The 16,145-nt window shown below is 53.6% G+C and carries 15 protein-coding genes; 6 read left to right on the top strand and 9 right to left on the bottom strand.

Annotated elements, in window-relative coordinates:
* Nucleotides 1-2 precede the first annotated feature (2 nt).
* A complete protein-coding gene (locus tag ACFOMG_RS17695) occupies nt 3-419 on the top strand; it encodes a GNAT family N-acetyltransferase (protein WP_376868659.1) in 417 nt (138 codons plus the stop codon).
* Nucleotides 420-708: 289 nt separating this feature from the next.
* Here ACFOMG_RS17695 and ACFOMG_RS17690 read toward each other — a convergent pair whose 3' ends face one another.
* From ACFOMG_RS17690 to ACFOMG_RS17680, 3 genes are all read right to left on the bottom strand, one after another.
* Nucleotides 709-4,233, bottom strand: coding sequence for a hypothetical protein (locus ACFOMG_RS17690; RefSeq protein ID WP_376868656.1), 3,525 nt, complete (start codon nt 4,231-4,233; stop codon nt 709-711).
* A gap of 122 nt (nt 4,234-4,355) precedes the next feature.
* Nucleotides 4,356-4,478 (bottom strand): hypothetical protein, encoded by a 123-nt coding sequence (locus ACFOMG_RS17685; protein ID WP_376868654.1) that lies wholly within the window; start codon nt 4,476-4,478, stop codon nt 4,356-4,358.
* Nucleotides 4,471-5,121, bottom strand: coding sequence for a biliverdin-producing heme oxygenase (locus ACFOMG_RS17680; RefSeq protein WP_376868651.1), 651 nt, complete (start codon nt 5,119-5,121; stop codon nt 4,471-4,473). Before ACFOMG_RS17680 ends, ACFOMG_RS17685 begins: the two co-directional genes overlap by 8 nt.
* A gap of 276 nt (nt 5,122-5,397) precedes the next feature.
* On the opposite strand from ACFOMG_RS17680, the gene ACFOMG_RS17675 reads away from it, so the two are divergent.
* Nucleotides 5,398-5,799, top strand: coding sequence for a YbaN family protein (locus ACFOMG_RS17675; protein ID WP_376868649.1), 402 nt, complete (start codon nt 5,398-5,400; stop codon nt 5,797-5,799).
* Here ACFOMG_RS17675 and ACFOMG_RS17670 read toward each other — a convergent pair.
* Nucleotides 5,796-7,118, bottom strand: coding sequence for a Na+/H+ antiporter NhaC family protein (locus ACFOMG_RS17670; RefSeq protein WP_376868646.1), 1,323 nt, complete (start codon nt 7,116-7,118; stop codon nt 5,796-5,798). The two genes, ACFOMG_RS17675 and ACFOMG_RS17670, sit on opposite strands and share 4 nt — an antisense overlap.
* 259 nt (nt 7,119-7,377) lie before the next feature.
* Between ACFOMG_RS17670 and ACFOMG_RS17665 the strand changes: the two genes are divergently transcribed.
* Nucleotides 7,378-7,851: a Dps family protein gene (locus ACFOMG_RS17665; RefSeq protein WP_376868644.1), complete on the top strand. Its 474-nt coding sequence runs from the start codon at nt 7,378-7,380 to the stop codon at nt 7,849-7,851.
* 61 nt (nt 7,852-7,912) lie between these two features.
* On the opposite strand, the gene ACFOMG_RS17660 is transcribed toward ACFOMG_RS17665, so the two are convergent.
* The 3 genes from ACFOMG_RS17660 to ACFOMG_RS17650 form a co-directional block, all read right to left on the bottom strand.
* A complete protein-coding gene (locus tag ACFOMG_RS17660; RefSeq protein ID WP_376868641.1) occupies nt 7,913-8,206 on the bottom strand; it encodes a PA4642 family protein in 294 nt (97 codons plus the stop codon).
* 113 nt (nt 8,207-8,319) lie between these two features.
* The gene (trmB, locus tag ACFOMG_RS17655; protein ID WP_376868638.1) at nt 8,320-9,066 is read right to left on the bottom strand and encodes a tRNA (guanosine(46)-N7)-methyltransferase TrmB; all 747 of its coding nucleotides are present in this window, start codon (nt 9,064-9,066) and stop codon (nt 8,320-8,322) included.
* A gap of 40 nt (nt 9,067-9,106) precedes the next feature.
* Nucleotides 9,107-9,511, bottom strand: coding sequence for a DUF423 domain-containing protein (locus ACFOMG_RS17650; RefSeq protein WP_376868636.1), 405 nt, complete (start codon nt 9,509-9,511; stop codon nt 9,107-9,109).
* Nucleotides 9,512-9,634: 123 nt separating this feature from the next.
* Here ACFOMG_RS17650 and ubiD point away from each other — a divergent pair, with 123 nt between their 5' ends.
* The 3 genes from ubiD to ACFOMG_RS17635 all read left to right on the top strand — a co-directional run bounded on the left by ubiD (nt 9,635) and on the right by ACFOMG_RS17635 (nt 13,685).
* Nucleotides 9,635-11,098: a 4-hydroxy-3-polyprenylbenzoate decarboxylase gene (ubiD, locus tag ACFOMG_RS17645; RefSeq protein ID WP_376868633.1), complete on the top strand. Its 1,464-nt coding sequence runs from the start codon at nt 9,635-9,637 to the stop codon at nt 11,096-11,098.
* Nucleotides 11,082-12,146 carry a 2Fe-2S iron-sulfur cluster-binding protein gene (locus ACFOMG_RS17640; protein ID WP_376868630.1) on the top strand — a complete coding sequence of 355 codons (1,065 nt, stop codon included), beginning with the start codon at nt 11,082-11,084 and terminating at the stop codon, nt 12,144-12,146. The genes ubiD and ACFOMG_RS17640 overlap by 17 nt, the downstream gene beginning before the upstream one ends.
* A 270-nt stretch (nt 12,147-12,416) precedes the next feature.
* Nucleotides 12,417-13,685: an ABC transporter substrate-binding protein gene (locus tag ACFOMG_RS17635; RefSeq protein WP_376868627.1), complete on the top strand. Its 1,269-nt coding sequence runs from the start codon at nt 12,417-12,419 to the stop codon at nt 13,683-13,685.
* Nucleotides 13,686-13,797: 112 nt separating this feature from the next.
* On the opposite strand, the gene ACFOMG_RS17630 is transcribed toward ACFOMG_RS17635, so the two are convergent.
* Nucleotides 13,798-14,979 carry a heme biosynthesis HemY N-terminal domain-containing protein gene (locus ACFOMG_RS17630; protein ID WP_376868625.1) on the bottom strand — a complete coding sequence of 394 codons (1,182 nt, stop codon included), beginning with the start codon at nt 14,977-14,979 and terminating at the stop codon, nt 13,798-13,800.
* A complete protein-coding gene (locus ACFOMG_RS17625) occupies nt 14,976-16,115 on the bottom strand; it encodes a uroporphyrinogen-III C-methyltransferase (RefSeq protein WP_376868623.1) in 1,140 nt (379 codons plus the stop codon). The genes ACFOMG_RS17630 and ACFOMG_RS17625 overlap by 4 nt, the downstream gene beginning before the upstream one ends.
* Nucleotides 16,116-16,145: the final 30 nt, after the last annotated feature.

The raw sequence follows: 16,145 nt of genomic DNA, 5'->3' as shown, positions 1-16,145 counted from the left end.
GAGTGAATATCGAATACAAAGTTAATCAGCAGATCTCAGCCGACGAGTTTATTGATTTACTGAAGCGCTCGACGCTAGGAGAGCGCAGACCGATAGAAAATATAAAATGCATCAATGGTATGTTGAACAATAGCAATCTCATAATTACTGCTTGGGATGGCTCCAGACTTGTTGGTATTTCTCGCTCTATCACGGATTTCCACTATTGCTGCTATCTTTCAGATCTTGCTGTTGATGAAGAATACCAAAGGCTGGGTATAGGTAAGCAGTTACAAGTTCAAACCCAGGCTCAAATAGAACCTACATGTAAACTGTTGTTAATCGCCGCACCGGCAGCCAATGATTACTACGGCCAAATTGGCTACACCAAAAACGAGCGTTGTTGGGTACTGGAACGCGGTAGTGAGATTATCACATAACAAACCGCTCAAATACGTTCTGATCTCCCCACTTTAACGGACACTCAGCTTTTCCCTGGGCAGATATCGCGGACAGGGTCCGCTCCTACAGCCGGGAATATATCGCGGACAGGGTTCGCTCCTACAGCCGGGAATATATCGCGGACAGGGCCCGCTCCTACAGCCGGGAATATATCGCGGACAGGGTCCTCTCCTACAGCCGGGAATATATCGCGGACAGGGTCCGCTCCTACAAATCGGGTGCGAATTTGTAGGAGAGACGCTTGTCCACGAAGGGTGTTAACACCGGTTATTGCGGTAAATAACGCGCCACTATGTCGCGCACCGAACGGGATTTATCCTTAGCAAAATTCGCCATATAGGCGTGTGCCTGAGGCTGCTCCGCTAACATCTCCATCAGCCGGGCGCGATTTTCTGCGCGCAGGAATTTGGCGACCTTTTTTAACTGGTCGTCATTGACCAGCGCCAGCAGCCATTGCTGGCAAGCCAGCAGCTCAGGGTGTTTCACGCAGTACAGCAGGGTATGTTCATCGCATACGCCTAACCTGTGTAACCATTGCAGGAACTGCGCAGTAGCCATTTCCTGGTAGGCCTCGTCATCGTCATCCTGCTCAAGACGCTGCAGTAACGACATGCTGCCCTGACGCACCTGTTGGTCGAGCAGGTTGCTAATCAGATTACCTTCAAACATTTTAAAGCCGCGGTAATTGAGGTTGAGCAGTAATTTCGTCAGCCGATCACGGCGACTGTCGTCCAGCAGCCAGATCAGCGTATCCAGACCATTGAGGCGGTAATCGGGTGCCTGTACTTTCAGGTGTTCGCCCCCCAGGTATTGTTTGCACTGCGTCAGGGTCGTTTGATAATCGGCATCGCCCTGCAGATAACTCATTATCTGATCCCGCAGTTTCTGGCTGCAGAAATCACGATCGCTCAGCTCATAACAACGTTGTAGCAGTTGTTCGCTGTTAACGTCACTGTTAATCAGTAATACAAAACCACCGATTTGGTTAAGTGCTTTGTTGGGTTTTTCTGAACCACCGATAATTTCCCAGTGATCGCCACGGTCCTGTAGTAACCACAAGCTCTGCCAGTCTATATCCAGCGGCGACAGGTATTTCAGTGTACGGAACTGATCACTCACCTGATGCGGTTTCTGCGCCAGGCGCTCATCATTCAGCTCAACAAATTCGCTGTTAAACTCGTCCTTTAAGGTCGCTTCGAAGTCTTCCCAGGTCATGGTATTCAGGCTGAGCTGAATACTGCGCAGCAGCGCCTGGGGTAAATCGGTGTTCAGTTCCTGCTGATACAGCTCGCTGAAACGTGGGTACTTTAATAATAAACGGCGGTAGAATTCGGTTTTGCTGCTTTCGTTAATATAACGCAGGCCCTGATGTAAGGCTTCGGCATCACGGCGCTGCAGCGGACCAAATACCGATTGATCGTCACTGTCGATATGGGCGAATTTATCCAGCCATTGTTCATATTCTTCCGGGCCGTCGTAATTATTCAGACGACACAGGCTTACCTGAAAGGCCTGCAGATAAGCACGATCGATACCGGCATCCAGCATCCTGATGCGGTAATGTTCCAGCGCATCGGCGCCATCGTCAAATTCAACATGGTAGTCATTGGTGGAATAGGCCTGGGATACCAGGCGGGTTACCCGTACCGGTGCTAACGCCACCATCAGTTGCCAAATACGTTTGGCTTGTTGTTCAAAAGCACAGTCTTTGGGGACCTGCAGTAACCAGAAGCAAATTAATAAACAACGCTGATAATTGTCATCGTGGTCACTTAAAAAATGATAACCAATCTGTTGCTGGTTAAACTGGTTCATATAAAGGTTGCCGCGCCGTAATATTTCTTCGCGTTTGGCATACTGCTGAAATAACTCAATCACCTGCGGCTGGGTTAGTTGTGGTTCTGCGGCAGTGAAGTAGTCGGCCAGCTGCCCGAGCTGTTGTGGCGTCATCCCTTGTTTGTCAAAAATTCCCTCACCGAGAATATCGAGATTTTCACGCAGATAGTTGAACATCGCCTGCCAGGGTTTTTCTGTTGCAAACTCAGCGGCTAATTTTTTGCAGTTGGCAGTGATGGCTTTATTTTTATAGGCATCGTGTAACAATAACGCCATCAGGGCATATTGGCCGATGGCAAAGCTGCCGTCGCCTTTTCTCGGCCAGCTCGCCGGGTTGGCCAGCTGCGGATGTTCGCTGAATAACTCGCGTGCTTCCTCCAGATTCTCGTGGAACAGCAGCTCGTCCATGTCACAAAAGGTGTAGCCGATGTCGTTTAACAAGTGGGCGTTGATCTGTTTTTCCTGATCCGCGGCCGATATCTGGCTGTAACGACTGAGATAACCGCGAGAATCAAGCAGTTCATAATTATCGACCAGACGAGTGTGGAGGAACTCCCCCAGTTCACGCTGGCCTAAAATCCGGTAAAACACATCCAGCAGGCGCAATACCTGTTCGCCGCGTTGTTGCAGACTGGTAGACGGCATAATGTCGGCCAGCTGTTCGGCATCTTCGTCGTCACAATAGATTTCATCCAGCAGCTCGTACAACAATGGCCCGAGTTCCGGGGCAATATCTTCGTTATTCTGAGTACCGAGCAGATCATTACTGAGTTGCTGATAAAACGCCGGCGCTTGTCGTTGTGCCAGGTCACTCAGCAAGATTTCCGTTAACGCCTCAACGGCTGTCGGCTGGCTGCCATCAATTATATGTTGCCAAACCGTATCCCCCTGAGGTAACGCTAAAATCAGCGGTTTCACATTACGCAGATGCTGACCTGTTGTGCCGTTGTCCCAGTATTCTTCCTGATAAAAATTAGCCGTCGCGTAACACACCAGTGGTTTATCACTCTGTGCTTCGAGCTGCTGTTGCAAGTCGAATGCTTCGTCCTCCAGGCTGGCACTGATAAAGTGTTGCTGGCGGTGTTTTTCCTGGTCTTCTTCGTCGAACGGGTCACCGGTTTCGGGCAACAGGGTTAAATAAAAGTCGAGCACCGGGTCGGCATTGTCAAAATCGCTGCTTTCGCTGTACAGCATTTTCGGGCTGCTTTGCAGACGTTCGCCGAGGGCCTGTTTAAACCAGCGGTATTCTTCCGGATTGGCTTTTAAGTAGTCACCCAGTGGTTGATAGTGAGTGTCGCTCTCCCACTCATTGCCATACATCTGGTAACGCATGGCGCCGTTATCACACCAGATATAGGCGTTGATAACATCCCGGCTCCAGCCGTGCTGATGAACAAAATAAGCGAGGTAATCGCTGTAGCCTCCGGCGTGTTCGTCGTCCCAGTAGGGAATAAAAAACTGTGCCAGCAAGCTGAGGTATTGGCTGTTGTGGCAGGCTAACAAAAACAGTGCTTCGGTGCCGAACACGCGCATGTCGTCGGTCCACATGGCACTGGTGTCGTTGTATTTACGCGCATAAGCAACCATGGCTCTAGCGGTGTTCAGCAGCTCGCCGACCACGGATTCGTGTTGCAGGCTGATGGCAAACAGGATGGCTTCCGAAACATACAGTTCGTCGTCATCGCTGATGGTTTCATCGTCTTTAAAGGTCCAGGACTCCGGGCCTTGCTGATAAGCGATATAAGCCAGCTTTCGCCAGTGTTCGCTTTCGATATCCCGGAACTGCAGACGACGGGTCGAGCTCTCCTCCTGTACAACAAACTCTATATCGAACTGACCTTTGTTAAAGGCGGTTCCGGTCGCCAGATGTTGCTGATATTGCTGCAGTGCTGAACGCAGCGATTCTGGACGGTTGATGAAAACGGGGATCTGAATGGATTTCTGAAAATCGAGCATGAAAAATAATAACCGTTAACTGCTATATCACCCGAGCGGAATGCTAGTGATAACCTTGTCAGGTGATCATAACAGAGGATTCACTGCTGTATGGAGTAACAGGTCACTACCTGGTGTTTTAGTCATTGAATATAAAACTGAATCGGTAGCGCCAGCTGCAGTTGTTCATCAGCGACCGGCGCGGCCATTGTGTGCAGCGCCAGCGTTAATAACACAGCAGAAAACAGGTAAGACGGTTTATTCATCAGAAGACTCGGGTTGCGCTGCCAGTGGTGCAAGCAGCTGTTCGACGTTATTGCGGGCAAAGGTGAACGCCTGACGGGCACCTGTCAGAGCCGATTGACGTTGTTCTTCGGTTAACTGCAGGCCATCCAGTGCCGCTTTAAACTGGCGCCAGTGCAGACCCCGGCCATCTTTGTGGGCCGCCAGATGACGGGCGCCAAAGTCCTCACTCAGATCCAGTTGAGTGCGAGCGTATTTCAGCAGGAAAGCGGCACCCAGATTGGAACCTTCTACGGTATAGAGCCAGCCGATGGCAGCGTAAGGGTCGGATACCTGCATGGCTTCTGCAGCGTGTTGATCCTGGGCTAACTGCTCGTCAGAAATATCGAAATCACGGCAATCCTGCAGCACTGCATCGAGACGGTCGCGTTGTTTCAGCTGTGGCAGTTGTTGCTGCATCGATTCGTGCTGATACCAGTCAGATACCACCCGGTGTAACCGTGCCTGGGTGCGAACAAACTGAGCATAGCCCTGACGATCGGCAAACGGATTGAGCGCCATAATGCGCTTATCCAGGCTCTCGTGGGTGGTGGTGGTTTCTTGCTTCAGCCAGTTGGAGAAAGTCTGTGCTTCGTCGCTGGTGGTTTGGGAGGCAGTCTGAGTCATGAGTTATCCGGCAATTGTTAGCTTCGTTATGTAAGAGACGAACGAGCGCCGCTTTTCCTCACCTTTGCGGTAAAAAAAATTTCAGCCCGGCTTTTGGTCAGTCCGGTGCTTGATATTCCGGTGAATCCAGAACACACCACCAACAACAAAGAAGTGGCATCAATTACCTCGACAACCGTGCCGTAAGCAATTTTTTGTATGCCGGGGTGATGATTTCTGCCGGTTATTCGTCTTATCTGTATATACAGAGAAAATTCTGACGGTTGTTTACCTTTGATGAAATTTATCTATCTGGCCATCGCCTATCTGGCGTTAGCTGTCGCGTTTTTAGGGGTGGTTATCCCTGGCTTGCCGGCAACGGAGTTTTTTATGCTGGCGGCCTGGGCTGCCGCTAAAAGTTCGCCGCGATTACACCACTGGATGATGAGCCACCGTTTGATTGGCCCACCGCTACAGGATTGGCAAAACGGCGGTGTCATTCGTTTGCGGGTGAAGTTACTGGCATCGCTGTCGATGGCGCTGGTGGCAACGCTGCTGGTGTGGCAGGTGAATCATCTGCCGTCGGTGATTTTTTCGCTGGCGGGAATGTCGTGTGGTGCGTTATGGATCTGGAGCCGGCCATCGGCGCTCAAAGTCAACGCTGAACCCCGGGTTCAGCGTTGTTCCGAGCCGTCTTAACTGGCCAGTTTGGGCCAGCGGCTGATGATAGTGATTAACGCCATGGCGCCTAACGCCCAGCAATACACCACCGAATCCACCAGTTGCAGTGGCGATAAACCGGCGATGGAAGCCGCCAGTAACATCTGTGCTCCCCACGGAATCATGCCCTGAACCACACAGGAAACAATATCCATCAGGCTGGCGCTGCGGCGCGGATCGACCTGGTAGCGTCCGGCAATATCTTTCGCCAGGCTGCCGGAGATCAGAATCGCCACGGTATTGTTGGCGGTCGCCAGATTGGATAACGCCACGGACGCCGCAATACTGATCTCGCCGCGGCGCTGATGGTTGCTGCCCTCATTACCACGACTGAAGCGGTCGATCTGGTTGGCCAGCCAGGTTAAACCACCACCGGCTTTCATCAGTGCGCCCAGACCGGCAATCAGCAACGACAAAATCATAATTTCCTGCATGCTGCCGTAACCGCTGTAAATGTCTTTTGACCACTGGGCAACATCGTAATCAGCGACTGTGACCAGCCCGGCGATACCGGCCAGCAGGATGCCGGTTAACAGCACCGCCAGGACATTCAGCCCGGCGACCGCCAGTACCAGCACCAGCACATAAGGCAACATTTTTACCAGCTCATAGTCGCCTTCATGAACATGATTGATGTCACTGCCCTGAAAAAATAACCACACCAGGGTGATCGCCGCCGCCGGTAAGGCAATTTTTAAGTTAAGACGGAATTTATCGGCCATCGAACAGCCCTGGGTGCGGGTGGCTGCGATGGTGGTATCAGAGATGATCGACAGGTTATCACCAAACATGGCGCCGCCCATCACAGTGCCCACCGTCAGTGCCAGAGGCAACTCGGTGGCTTCCGTCAGGCCAACGGCAATCGGGGCAACCGCAGCGATGGTTCCCATCGAGGTGCCCATGGCGGTGGCCATAAAAGCCGTTACGACAAACAGGCCGGGTAACACCAGCGACGGCGGAATCACGCTCAGACCAAATGCCACAGTGGCATCGACGCCGCCAATGGCTTTGGCGACACTGGCAAAACCACCGGCGAGCAGGAAAATCAGCAGCATAGTGACCAGGGTCGGGTCGCTGCAGCCTTTAATGAATTGCTCAAAACGTTCATTGATACTGCCCTTGGCCAGCAGCAGAGCAAAAATAATGGCGGGCAGAATGGCAACCGGTGCGGAGATTTCGTAAAACGCAAACTCAACCCCGGCACTCTGGTAATACAGGCCACTGCCAATAAACAGCGCCAGAAATAGCAACATCGGCAACAGCGCCCAGGGTGAGGCTTTATGTGCAAGCTGAGTCATTGGCTTCTCCGTGGATAAAAGCGGCGTATTCTAAGCATTCCTGACCGCTTGGGTAATAATTTTTGGTTATGAAGTCATAGCCTGGCTGCATTCCGGGATTTTGATAATGCAATTGTCTGAAGCCATAACCCTGATAAACAAATTCTAATGGGCAACCCTGGCTGGCTTTGTTTATATGGATGTCAACCTGGTTGTAACCAGGCAGCACAACAGAACTGCCTGACCAGAGCCGATTTTCATCAACGACAGGAAGCAGATTATGAGTAACACCTTTATCGGACTGAAGCAGGAAGACACTCAGGCACTGGCCCAACAGCTGAATGAACTGCTGGCCAACTATCAGATTTTTTATATGAACGTGCGCGGTTTTCACTGGAACATCAAGGGCGAGCGCTTCTTCGAACTGCATGTGAAATTTGAAGAGCTGTATAACGACCTGTTGCTGAAAGTGGATGAGATCGCCGAGCGGGTACTGACTTTAGGGCATCAGCCAGAGCATGCTTTCAGCGACTATCTGGCGCTATCCACCATCAAAGAGGCGAAAAACATCAGTGATGGTCGTGAAGCGGTACAAAGCATTGTTGAAGGTATGACGTTGCTGGTTACCCGTCAGCGTACTGTGCTGGCGGCGGCAGCCGATGCCGATGATGAGGGTACCGCAGCGCTGATGAGTGATTACATTTCGCAGCAGGAAAAAGCGCTGTGGATGTATCGTAGTTATTTAGGCAGCTGAAGCCGATCTTTGCACAATAAAAAAGGGGCGACAGCCCCTTTTTTATTGCGCCTACGTCTGATTACGCTGCTCCGGCCGCTTTCAGAATCTCGGCATATTCAGCGCCCTGGGTGTGACCTGAGATGGTGGTCAGCAGACTTTCACCGTCCAGGTTAGCCGCGTTGACATTATGACCTTCAGCGACGAACAGCTTGATGTATTGCTCGAAGGTGGCGGGCACCATATGGCGATAAGCACGAATCACGGCGATGTAGTCCGGGTCGGTACCGTCGTGGCTTTCAACCTTGATAAACTCGCGCAGTTGCGCCTCGGTCCAGTCGCCACCGAATACTTTTTCTTTGTCTTTCTTCTGCATGTTTCTGCTCTGCTTTTTAAAACGTTTTGTACTTGTCCATCGCGGACAGGGTCCGCTCCCACATCATTTCCAGATCACCGACACATGGCTTCCAAAGTCATTGAACGGCGCTGTTATGTGATTTTTTTATACATAATATCCCAGACGCCGTGGCCTTTGTTTTCACCGCGCTTTTCAAACTTGGTGTAAGGGCGATGCTCCGGCCGGTCAACACACTGGCCTTTGCCGGCGATGTTTTCGTAGCCTTCGGCGGCGTCCATCACTTCCAGCATATGTTCGCTGTAGGGTTCCCAATCGGTGGCCATATGGAAGATACCGCCGGGCTTCAGTACCCTGCGCAGGGTCTGGGCAAATTCAGCATTCACAATACGGCGCTTGTGGTGCTTCTTTTTATGCCATGGATCAGGGAAAAATAATTGCACGGTATCAAGGCTGTTATCGGGAATCAGTTTTAACACCTCGATGGCGTCATCTTTATAGGTGCGCAGATTGGTGACACCGGCTTCTTCTGCATGGTGCAGCAGAGAACCGACACCGGGCAGATGAACCTCAACACCAATAAAGTCTTTTTCCGGTGCTGCCTGAGCCATCTGCACCAGCGATTGCCCCATGCCATAGCCGATTTCCAGCACCACGTGGCTGTCGCGGCCAAATACCTGTTGCGGATCGATGGGGCCGTCTTCCAGCTCCATGCCCATGGTTGGCCACTGGCGTTCGAGGGCACCTTCCTGACCTTTGGTTAACCGACCGGCGCGAATCACAAAACTCTTAATGCCGCGGCGGTACTGTTTCTTACCGTCGCTGGCCGGTGTGTCGTTGTCCTGTTGTGGCAGGTCGTTTGTCTGGTTGTCTTCAGTCACGGTAGTTCCCGGGTAAAAAGGTATCGAAGTTAAATCGTAATCAGTGTTCATTGTTGCCAGCCGGCCATTTTAGCGCAGCCAGCAGCATCAGTCCCCAGCCAATCAGCCAGCTGACACCGCCAATCGGGGTAATCATCCCCAGCGGGCGGATGCCCGTCAGTGCCATCAGATACAGGCTGCCGCTGAACAACAGCAGGCCGGCCAGCATCAGCCCGGCAGAACGGCGCAGCCAGATAGTGGTGGCGCTTTGCGGCAGCGTCATCAGAGCCACAGCCAATGCCAGCAACACCACGCTGTGCACCAGATGGTACTGCACTGCGGTGTGCCAGACGGTCATCATCTTCTCTGATAACAGGTTTTTTAGGCCGTGAGCGCCAAAAGCGCCCAGGGCAACGCCGCTAAAACCAGCGCTGGCGGCCGTTATCAGGGTCGCGCGTGCTTGCATAAACCAGCCTCAAACGGGAACACAGAAAGCCAGCGATTATACAGCAGTTATACAGCCGAACCAGCCGGAAGCTGTTAGAATCGCTGCCATTGTTATTCCCTCCGACCAACAAAAGAGGCTGGCGTGAAATACACAGACCTGCGTGACTTTATCAAGTCGCTGGAAAAACGTGGCGAGCTAAAACGCATTAAAACCCCGGTCGATCCTCATCTGGAAATGACCGAAATTGCCGATCGGGTGCTGCGCGCCAAAGGTCCGGCGCTGCTGTTCGAGAATCCGAAAGGCTATGACATGCCGGTGCTGGCCAATCTGTTTGGTACCCCTGAGCGGGTGGCGATGGGCATGGGCGAGGAGTCGGTCGAGGCGTTGCGCGAAGTGGGAAAACTGCTGGCGTTTCTGAAAGAGCCAGAGCCGCCTAAAGGCATGAAGGATGCCTGGTCGAAGCTGCCGATTTTCAAGAAGGTCCTGAGTATGGGGCCGAAAGAAGTGAAAAAAGCGCCCTGTCAGCAGGTGGTGCTGGAAGGTGAAGATGTCGATCTGAGCAAAATCCCGGTGCAGCATTGCTGGCCGGGCGATGGCGGGCCACTGATTACCTGGCCGCTGGTGATTACCAAAGGGCCACATAAAGAGCGCCATAACCTGGGGATTTATCGCCAGCAGGTAATTGGTAAAAACCGGGTGATCATGCGTTGGTTAAGCCATCGCGGTGGTGCGCTGGATTTTCAGGAGTGGCAGCAGGCCCATCCCGGCGAGCCTTTCCCGGTGACCGTGGCGCTCGGTGCTGACCCGGCGACCATTCTGGGGGCAGTGACACCGGTGCCCGATACCCTGAGTGAATATGCCTTTGCCGGTTTATTGCGCGACAGCCGTACCGAACTGGTGAAAAGTATCGGTAACGATCTGCTGGTGCCGGCCTCGGCCGAAATTGTGCTGGAAGGGGTGATTCACCCCGATGATATGGCACCGGAAGGACCGTTTGGCGATCACACCGGTTATTACAACGAAGTGGATCATTTCCCGGTTTTCACCGTGGAGCGTATTACTCATCGTAAAGACCCGATTTACCACAGTACCTATACCGGCCGGCCGCCGGATGAGCCGGCGATTCTCGGGGTGGCACTGAATGAGGTGTTTGTACCGATCCTGCAGAAGCAGTTCCCGGAAATTGTCGATTTTTATCTGCCGCCGGAAGGCTGCTCCTATCGTATGGCGGTGGTGAGCATGAAGAAGCAGTACCCGGGTCACGCCAAGCGCGTGATGATGGGGGTCTGGTCATTCCTGCGCCAGTTTATGTACACCAAGTTTGTGATTGTGGTGGATGAGGATGTTGATACCCGTAACTGGGAAGATGTGATCTGGGCCATCACCACCCGCATGGACCCGGCACGGGATACCACGCTGGTAGAAAACACTCCGATTGATTACCTCGATTTTGCGTCACCGGTTTCCGGTCTGGGCTCGAAAATGGGGATGGACGCCACCAATAAGTGGCCAGGCGAAACCGACCGCGAGTGGGGCACACCGATTGTGATGGATCAGGCGGTAAAAGAGCGGGTGGATGCCATGTGGGATGAGTTGGGTTTATGACCAGAACATGATGAAACATCACAAAATTACCTTTCAGCCAAACGGCGTCACGATAGATTGCCGTGAAGACGAAGCCATCGCCGACGCAGCACTGCGCCAGGGTGTGATTGTGCCGGTCAGTTGTGAAAACGGCGTGTGCCAGATCTGTCAGGGGGAGCGTATTTCCGGCGAACTGGATTTCCGCAATTCCCTGGCAGAGTCCATACTTGAGCAGGATAATCAGGTATTATGCTGCGTCGCCCAACCCAGGACAGATGTCGAGATTGTTATGAATGATGTGTATGCGCCGAATCACAAAACGGAAGTGACCCTGGCTTGTCAGATCCCGTCCGTGAGCCTGATGGCGGATAACATTTATCGTGTTGAGCTGATGGCGCCGGCCGGCAAAAAATTCGATTACTGGCCGGGTCAGTACTTACTGCTGCACGTTGAAGACGAGCACGGTGAGACACAACAACTCCCTTATTCCATCGCCTCGGCCCCCGGTGACCTGACCGGTGCTGACAGCCGTCGTCTGGAATTACACATCGCCGCCAACAGCCCAACGGCGGAAGCTGTGGTTACGTTTTTACAGCAGGCCGTGGTGGTGCGTGCCACTTTGCCCGCGGGTGATTGCCTGTTACACCGGACTTTCCTCGACGGCATTAACGGTCAGCCATTGTTGATGGTGGCGGCGGGCAGCGGTTTCTCTCAGATGAAAGCCCTGATCGAAGGGGCGCTGGCGATTAACCCACAGCAGGAAATTCACCTGTATTGGTCGAATCGTGCGGCGGTCGGGTTTTATCTCAGTGACCTGCCACAGCAGTGGCTCCGGGATTATCCGAACTTTCATTATCACCCCATCATTGAACAACACGCCGATGACTGGCATGGCCGCGCCGGCTGGATTTATGAAGTGATTCATGAAGATTTCACCGACCTGAGCCAGGTTCAGATGTTTGCCTGTGGATCGCCCAATATGGTGTACGGCACGCTGGATCAGCTGGCGAAGCTGGGGCTGAGTCAGGACAATATGCACTCCGACGTCTTTGCCTACGCACCGCGCTGAGCTGTTCTACAGCTGGTATCGCATCCTGAGCCACGGCAGCCCTGCCGTGGCTTTTTTGTATCTGATGGCACAACAGCTATTCACGGCTGTTTAGCGCTTTATGAGCCATTTGGCCGCGTTTGCGACTAAAGGCTTAAAGTCATTCTGTCGCCGGATACGCCAGTATTAGCGGTTCGCCCCGGCTGATCGGATGCCAGCGGGCGCTTATCCACAATAAGGCCAGGCTTCCTCATCTGAAGCTGCGGCAATAACAAACAACCGGAGTGTGCAATGCGCGGATTAGCGGGCTGGCGTTATGTTGGCCAGGGAATCATCTTGACTCTGTTACTGGCAACACCGTTGCTGCAGGCTGCAGAAACAATCAAACTGGGACTGAACTACCCGTCTACCGGGCGTTATAAAGAGCAGGGCATTATGCAGGCTCGTGGGGCGCTACTAGCGATCGAAGAAATCAATGCCGCTGGTGGTTTGCAGGGAAAGCCACTGGAACTATTAACCGCCAATACCGCCTCAAAGCCGGATAAAGCGGTCGCCAATGTTGCTAAGCTGGCCGACCAGGGAGCGGCTATGTTGTTTGGCGGGGCTTCCAGTGCGGTGGCCATCGCAGCGGGAAAAGCCGCCGCGAAACGCGATCTGCTGTACTTTGGCACCCTCACCTACGCCAACGGCACCACCGGTGTCGAAGGGCACAAACATATGTTCCGCGAAAGCTATAACGCCTGGATGGCTTCTAAAGCGTTAGGGCGTTATCTCAGCGACCAGCTGCAGGGCAAAAAGCTGTTTTATATCACCGCCGATTACAGCTGGGGCTGGAGCACCGAAGAATCCTTACGACGCTTTACCGGATCAATGGATAACAGCGAACATCCGGGGATGAAGGTGACCTTTCCGCGGCCGCGCGAGTCGGATTTCAGTGCCGCCCTGGAGGCGGCAAAAGCTTCCGGGGCTGAGGTGCTGATGCTGGTTCAGTTTGGTGACGATATGGCGCTGGCCTTACGGCTGGCGCAACGGATGGAGCTGCAGAAACAGATGCAGATTATTGTTCCCAGTCTGACGCTGGGGATGGCGAAGATTGCCGGCGCCGGCATTATGGAAGGGGTGATTGGTGCGGTGCCGTGGAGCTGGCAGGTGCCGTATCAATACGACTATCCGCGTGGCAAAGCCTTTGTTGAAGCCTTTCTGGATAAATATCAGGTGCATCCATCCAGTTCAGCGGCGTCGGCGTATAACATCGTTTATCAGTTTAAAGATGCCGTGGAGCGCAGTGGTTCGCTGAAAACCGCGACGCTGATTAAAGCGCTGGAAGGGCATCGTTATAGCGGTGTGAAAGATGAGCAGCAGTGGCGTGCATTTGATCATCAGAGCGTACAGAGCGTGTATGTGGTGCGCTCCAGACCACGTAATGAGATTCTGACCAGCCATCTGCGTGAAGACTTTTTTGAGGTGTTAATGAAGTTGCCGGCCGCAGAGGCGGCGCGCAGCCATAAAGAATGGCTGGCCGTGCGCCAGGCGGCGGGTAAGCCAGCAGTGTTGCAATAACCTCGGTGCAATAAACCGGTGTTTAACACGCTGTAATAAACCGCTGCAGAAGGCCAGACACGGTCGGGGAGTGCCCCGGCCGTGTCAGTTAAGCTGAGTCAGCGGCTCAGGCTCAGCGTCCCAGAGCCAGCTGGAAGTGTTCACAGGCCAGTGATTCTTCACCTTCCGCCAGCAGTAACCGTCCCATCTCGGCATGCAGTTCTGCCATACCATTGATGCGTAAGCCGGTTTGTAAAAACTCGCGCGCTTTTTCCAGGTCATTATTGCGTAACGCCAGGCGGCCAGCGCTCAGTAACAATACCGGATCGTTCGGGCGTTCGGTCAGCTGCCGTTGCACAAACAACAACTGCTGGTTGGTATCACCACGCAGCTTGCCATACTGGCAGATCAGGTCGTCGTGCCAGACGCTGGGTAAGGCATTGCGTAATTCCTGCTCGGCCAGTTTTTCTTCTCCCTGTTCCATCAGCAGTTCGATGTAACGTTTTACGATGGCGTAACTGAGGCGCACAGCGCGGGGCATTTCCTGATAGGTGTCTTTCAGTTCCTGTACCGTGCGGATGCCATGGCCACGTACGGCACGCTCCAGCAATTGCAGCTGTACCTTCTGTTCCAGCTTATCCAGCTCCTGCTGCGGAATGCGGGCGGCCTTTTTAACCACTGGTAATAACTCGTTCAGGGCGACCCAGTCTTCCAGCTCCTGGTAGGTTTTCACCAGCAGTTTCAGTACGTATGCGTGTTTCGGATGCTGGCTGCGCAGTCGTAATAACACGGCCAGCGCCTGCTCATACTGGCCGCGGGACTGCAGCAGTTGTACCTGAGTGATTCCTACTGCCAGCTCTGAGCCTTTGGTGCTCTGACTGGCGGCTTTTAATAATTCGTCGGTGGCGTCACTTTTACCCTGCTCGTAGGTCGCCCGGGCGGCGGCCAGATAGTTAATTAACGGTGTGTCTGAATCTTCCGCTGACGAGCGCAGCTGACGTTCCGCCCGGCGCCACTGGCCCTGAGCCAGGCTGAGAAAACCACGGGTGGTCATACGGCGGGCACGGACCCGGCGGCGCTGACGGCGCCACTCATTAAAGCGCCAGTCGCTGCCGAGTAACAACAGGCTGATACGAATCACCAGGTACAGCAGCAGACTGCTGACTGCTAGCATCAGCAGGAAAAACCAGAAGCTGGTTTCCAGTGTGTGCACATCCCAGCTGATTAACACATAGCCGGAATCGATATTGATCAGGGTGCCGAGGCCCAGTCCCAGTACCAGGGTGGTCAGCAGAAACAGCAGCAGAATTCTCATGACGCCGGCTCCTTATCGGCGTTATCCACTGGCTGGTCAGCGCCGGATACAGTGCCACGACGTTGCTGCTCCACCAGTTTTTGCAGCCTCAGTAATGAGTTGCTGATATCCGGTAATGCCGGGCTGACATCCCAGCCCTGCAGCTCTGTCAGTGCGCTGCGAGCCGCCTGAGTACGCTGATCATCAACGATCAGGTAGTCATCCAGCCAGTCGCTGACCCGGGTCAGGCTGTGGCGGTACAGCTCAGCCTGTTCACGTAATAACGCCACTTGTGCTTGTTCCAGCATCAGGTGCATATTCTGTTGCAGATAATATTGCTGATCCGGCGTCAGTGGTGCGGCAATCGGCTCATCCCGGGTACGGATCCGCACCATGCCAGTGACGCTGCTTTTCAGGCTGTTCCATAACTGCCAGTACCAGGCTTGTTGTTCCAGTGTGGCTACCGGTTGTGGTGTGTTGTCCGCCTCAGCGAGCATTTTCTCCGGCATCCAGGGCAGCTCAGTAACCTGTTGCTGCAACGCCTGCAGACGGTGAATGGCACCAACCCGATCGACGGCAGGTGCAGCCCGTAAGGCCAGTAATTCCCGGGCAATGTCAGCACGCACCGGATTAATACGTGGGTTGCGGGTTTCCAGTAATACGTTGTCGGCAGCGGTTAACATGCTGACCGCGCCGTCCCAGTCGCGCTCCAGTTGCAGGCGCTGGTTTGCCAGGCGCAGCAGATATTCGGCTTCGGCTAATAACCAGTCCTGGCGTTCAGCACCGGGCAATTTACCCAGCCGGTCGGTATTGTGAGCGACCTGTTGTTGCAGGCTGTTGGCTGACTCAGTCAGCTCGGCTGCCTGTTGCAGCATATCCTGTTCACGTTGTCGCAGCGCGTCGGTGCTGGCCTGTGCCTGAGCCAGGCGATCGCGCAGTACCGCTACCTCACCACTGGTTTGTTGTTGTTGCTGCCAGCCGAGAAAACCGGCGTATCCGGCAACGGCAAACAAACCCAGCATCAGTACCAGATTCACCCACGACAGCGGATGGGGCCCGCGGCGTACCGCTGCAGGTTGTTCAGCAGCTTTGGTTTTGGCCGCTTTGCCTTCATCTGCCGGCGGTTGTTTAGGCTCGGTATGAGTTTCGTTGCTCACGCTGATTTTCCTTTAAACAAATCGTTAGTC

It is taken from the genome of Bacterioplanoides pacificum (assembly GCF_042648445.1).
Taxonomy (GTDB): domain Bacteria; phylum Pseudomonadota; class Gammaproteobacteria; order Pseudomonadales; family Oceanobacteraceae; genus Bacterioplanoides; species Bacterioplanoides pacificum.
Note: the sequence above shows the minus strand (reverse complement) of the source record. Positions and strands in the feature narration are given on the sequence as shown.

Bases quoted from the DNA above. Each gene is read 5' to 3' on its own strand.
- ACFOMG_RS17690 (WP_376868656.1), bottom strand. From the start codon at position 4,233: ATGCTCGATTTTCAGAAATCCATTCAGATCCCCGTTTTCATCAACCGT.
- ACFOMG_RS17685 (WP_376868654.1), bottom strand. From the start codon at position 4,478: ATGAATAAACCGTCTTACCTGTTTTCTGCTGTGTTATTAACGCTGGCG.
- ACFOMG_RS17680 (WP_376868651.1), bottom strand. From the start codon at position 5,121: ATGACTCAGACTGCCTCCCAAACCACCAGCGACGAAGCACAGACTTTC.
- ACFOMG_RS17675 (WP_376868649.1), top strand. From the start codon at position 5,398: ATGAAATTTATCTATCTGGCCATCGCCTATCTGGCGTTAGCTGTCGCG.
- ACFOMG_RS17670 (WP_376868646.1), bottom strand. From the start codon at position 7,118: ATGACTCAGCTTGCACATAAAGCCTCACCCTGGGCGCTGTTGCCGATG.
- ACFOMG_RS17665 (WP_376868644.1), top strand. From the start codon at position 7,378: ATGAGTAACACCTTTATCGGACTGAAGCAGGAAGACACTCAGGCACTG.
- ACFOMG_RS17660 (WP_376868641.1), bottom strand. From the start codon at position 8,206: ATGCAGAAGAAAGACAAAGAAAAAGTATTCGGTGGCGACTGGACCGAG.
- ACFOMG_RS17650 (WP_376868636.1), bottom strand. From the start codon at position 9,511: ATGCAAGCACGCGCGACCCTGATAACGGCCGCCAGCGCTGGTTTTAGC.
- ACFOMG_RS17640 (WP_376868630.1), top strand. From the start codon at position 11,082: ATGAGTTGGGTTTATGACCAGAACATGATGAAACATCACAAAATTACC.
- ACFOMG_RS17635 (WP_376868627.1), top strand. From the start codon at position 12,417: ATGCGCGGATTAGCGGGCTGGCGTTATGTTGGCCAGGGAATCATCTTG.
- ACFOMG_RS17630 (WP_376868625.1), bottom strand. From the start codon at position 14,979: ATGAGAATTCTGCTGCTGTTTCTGCTGACCACCCTGGTACTGGGACTG.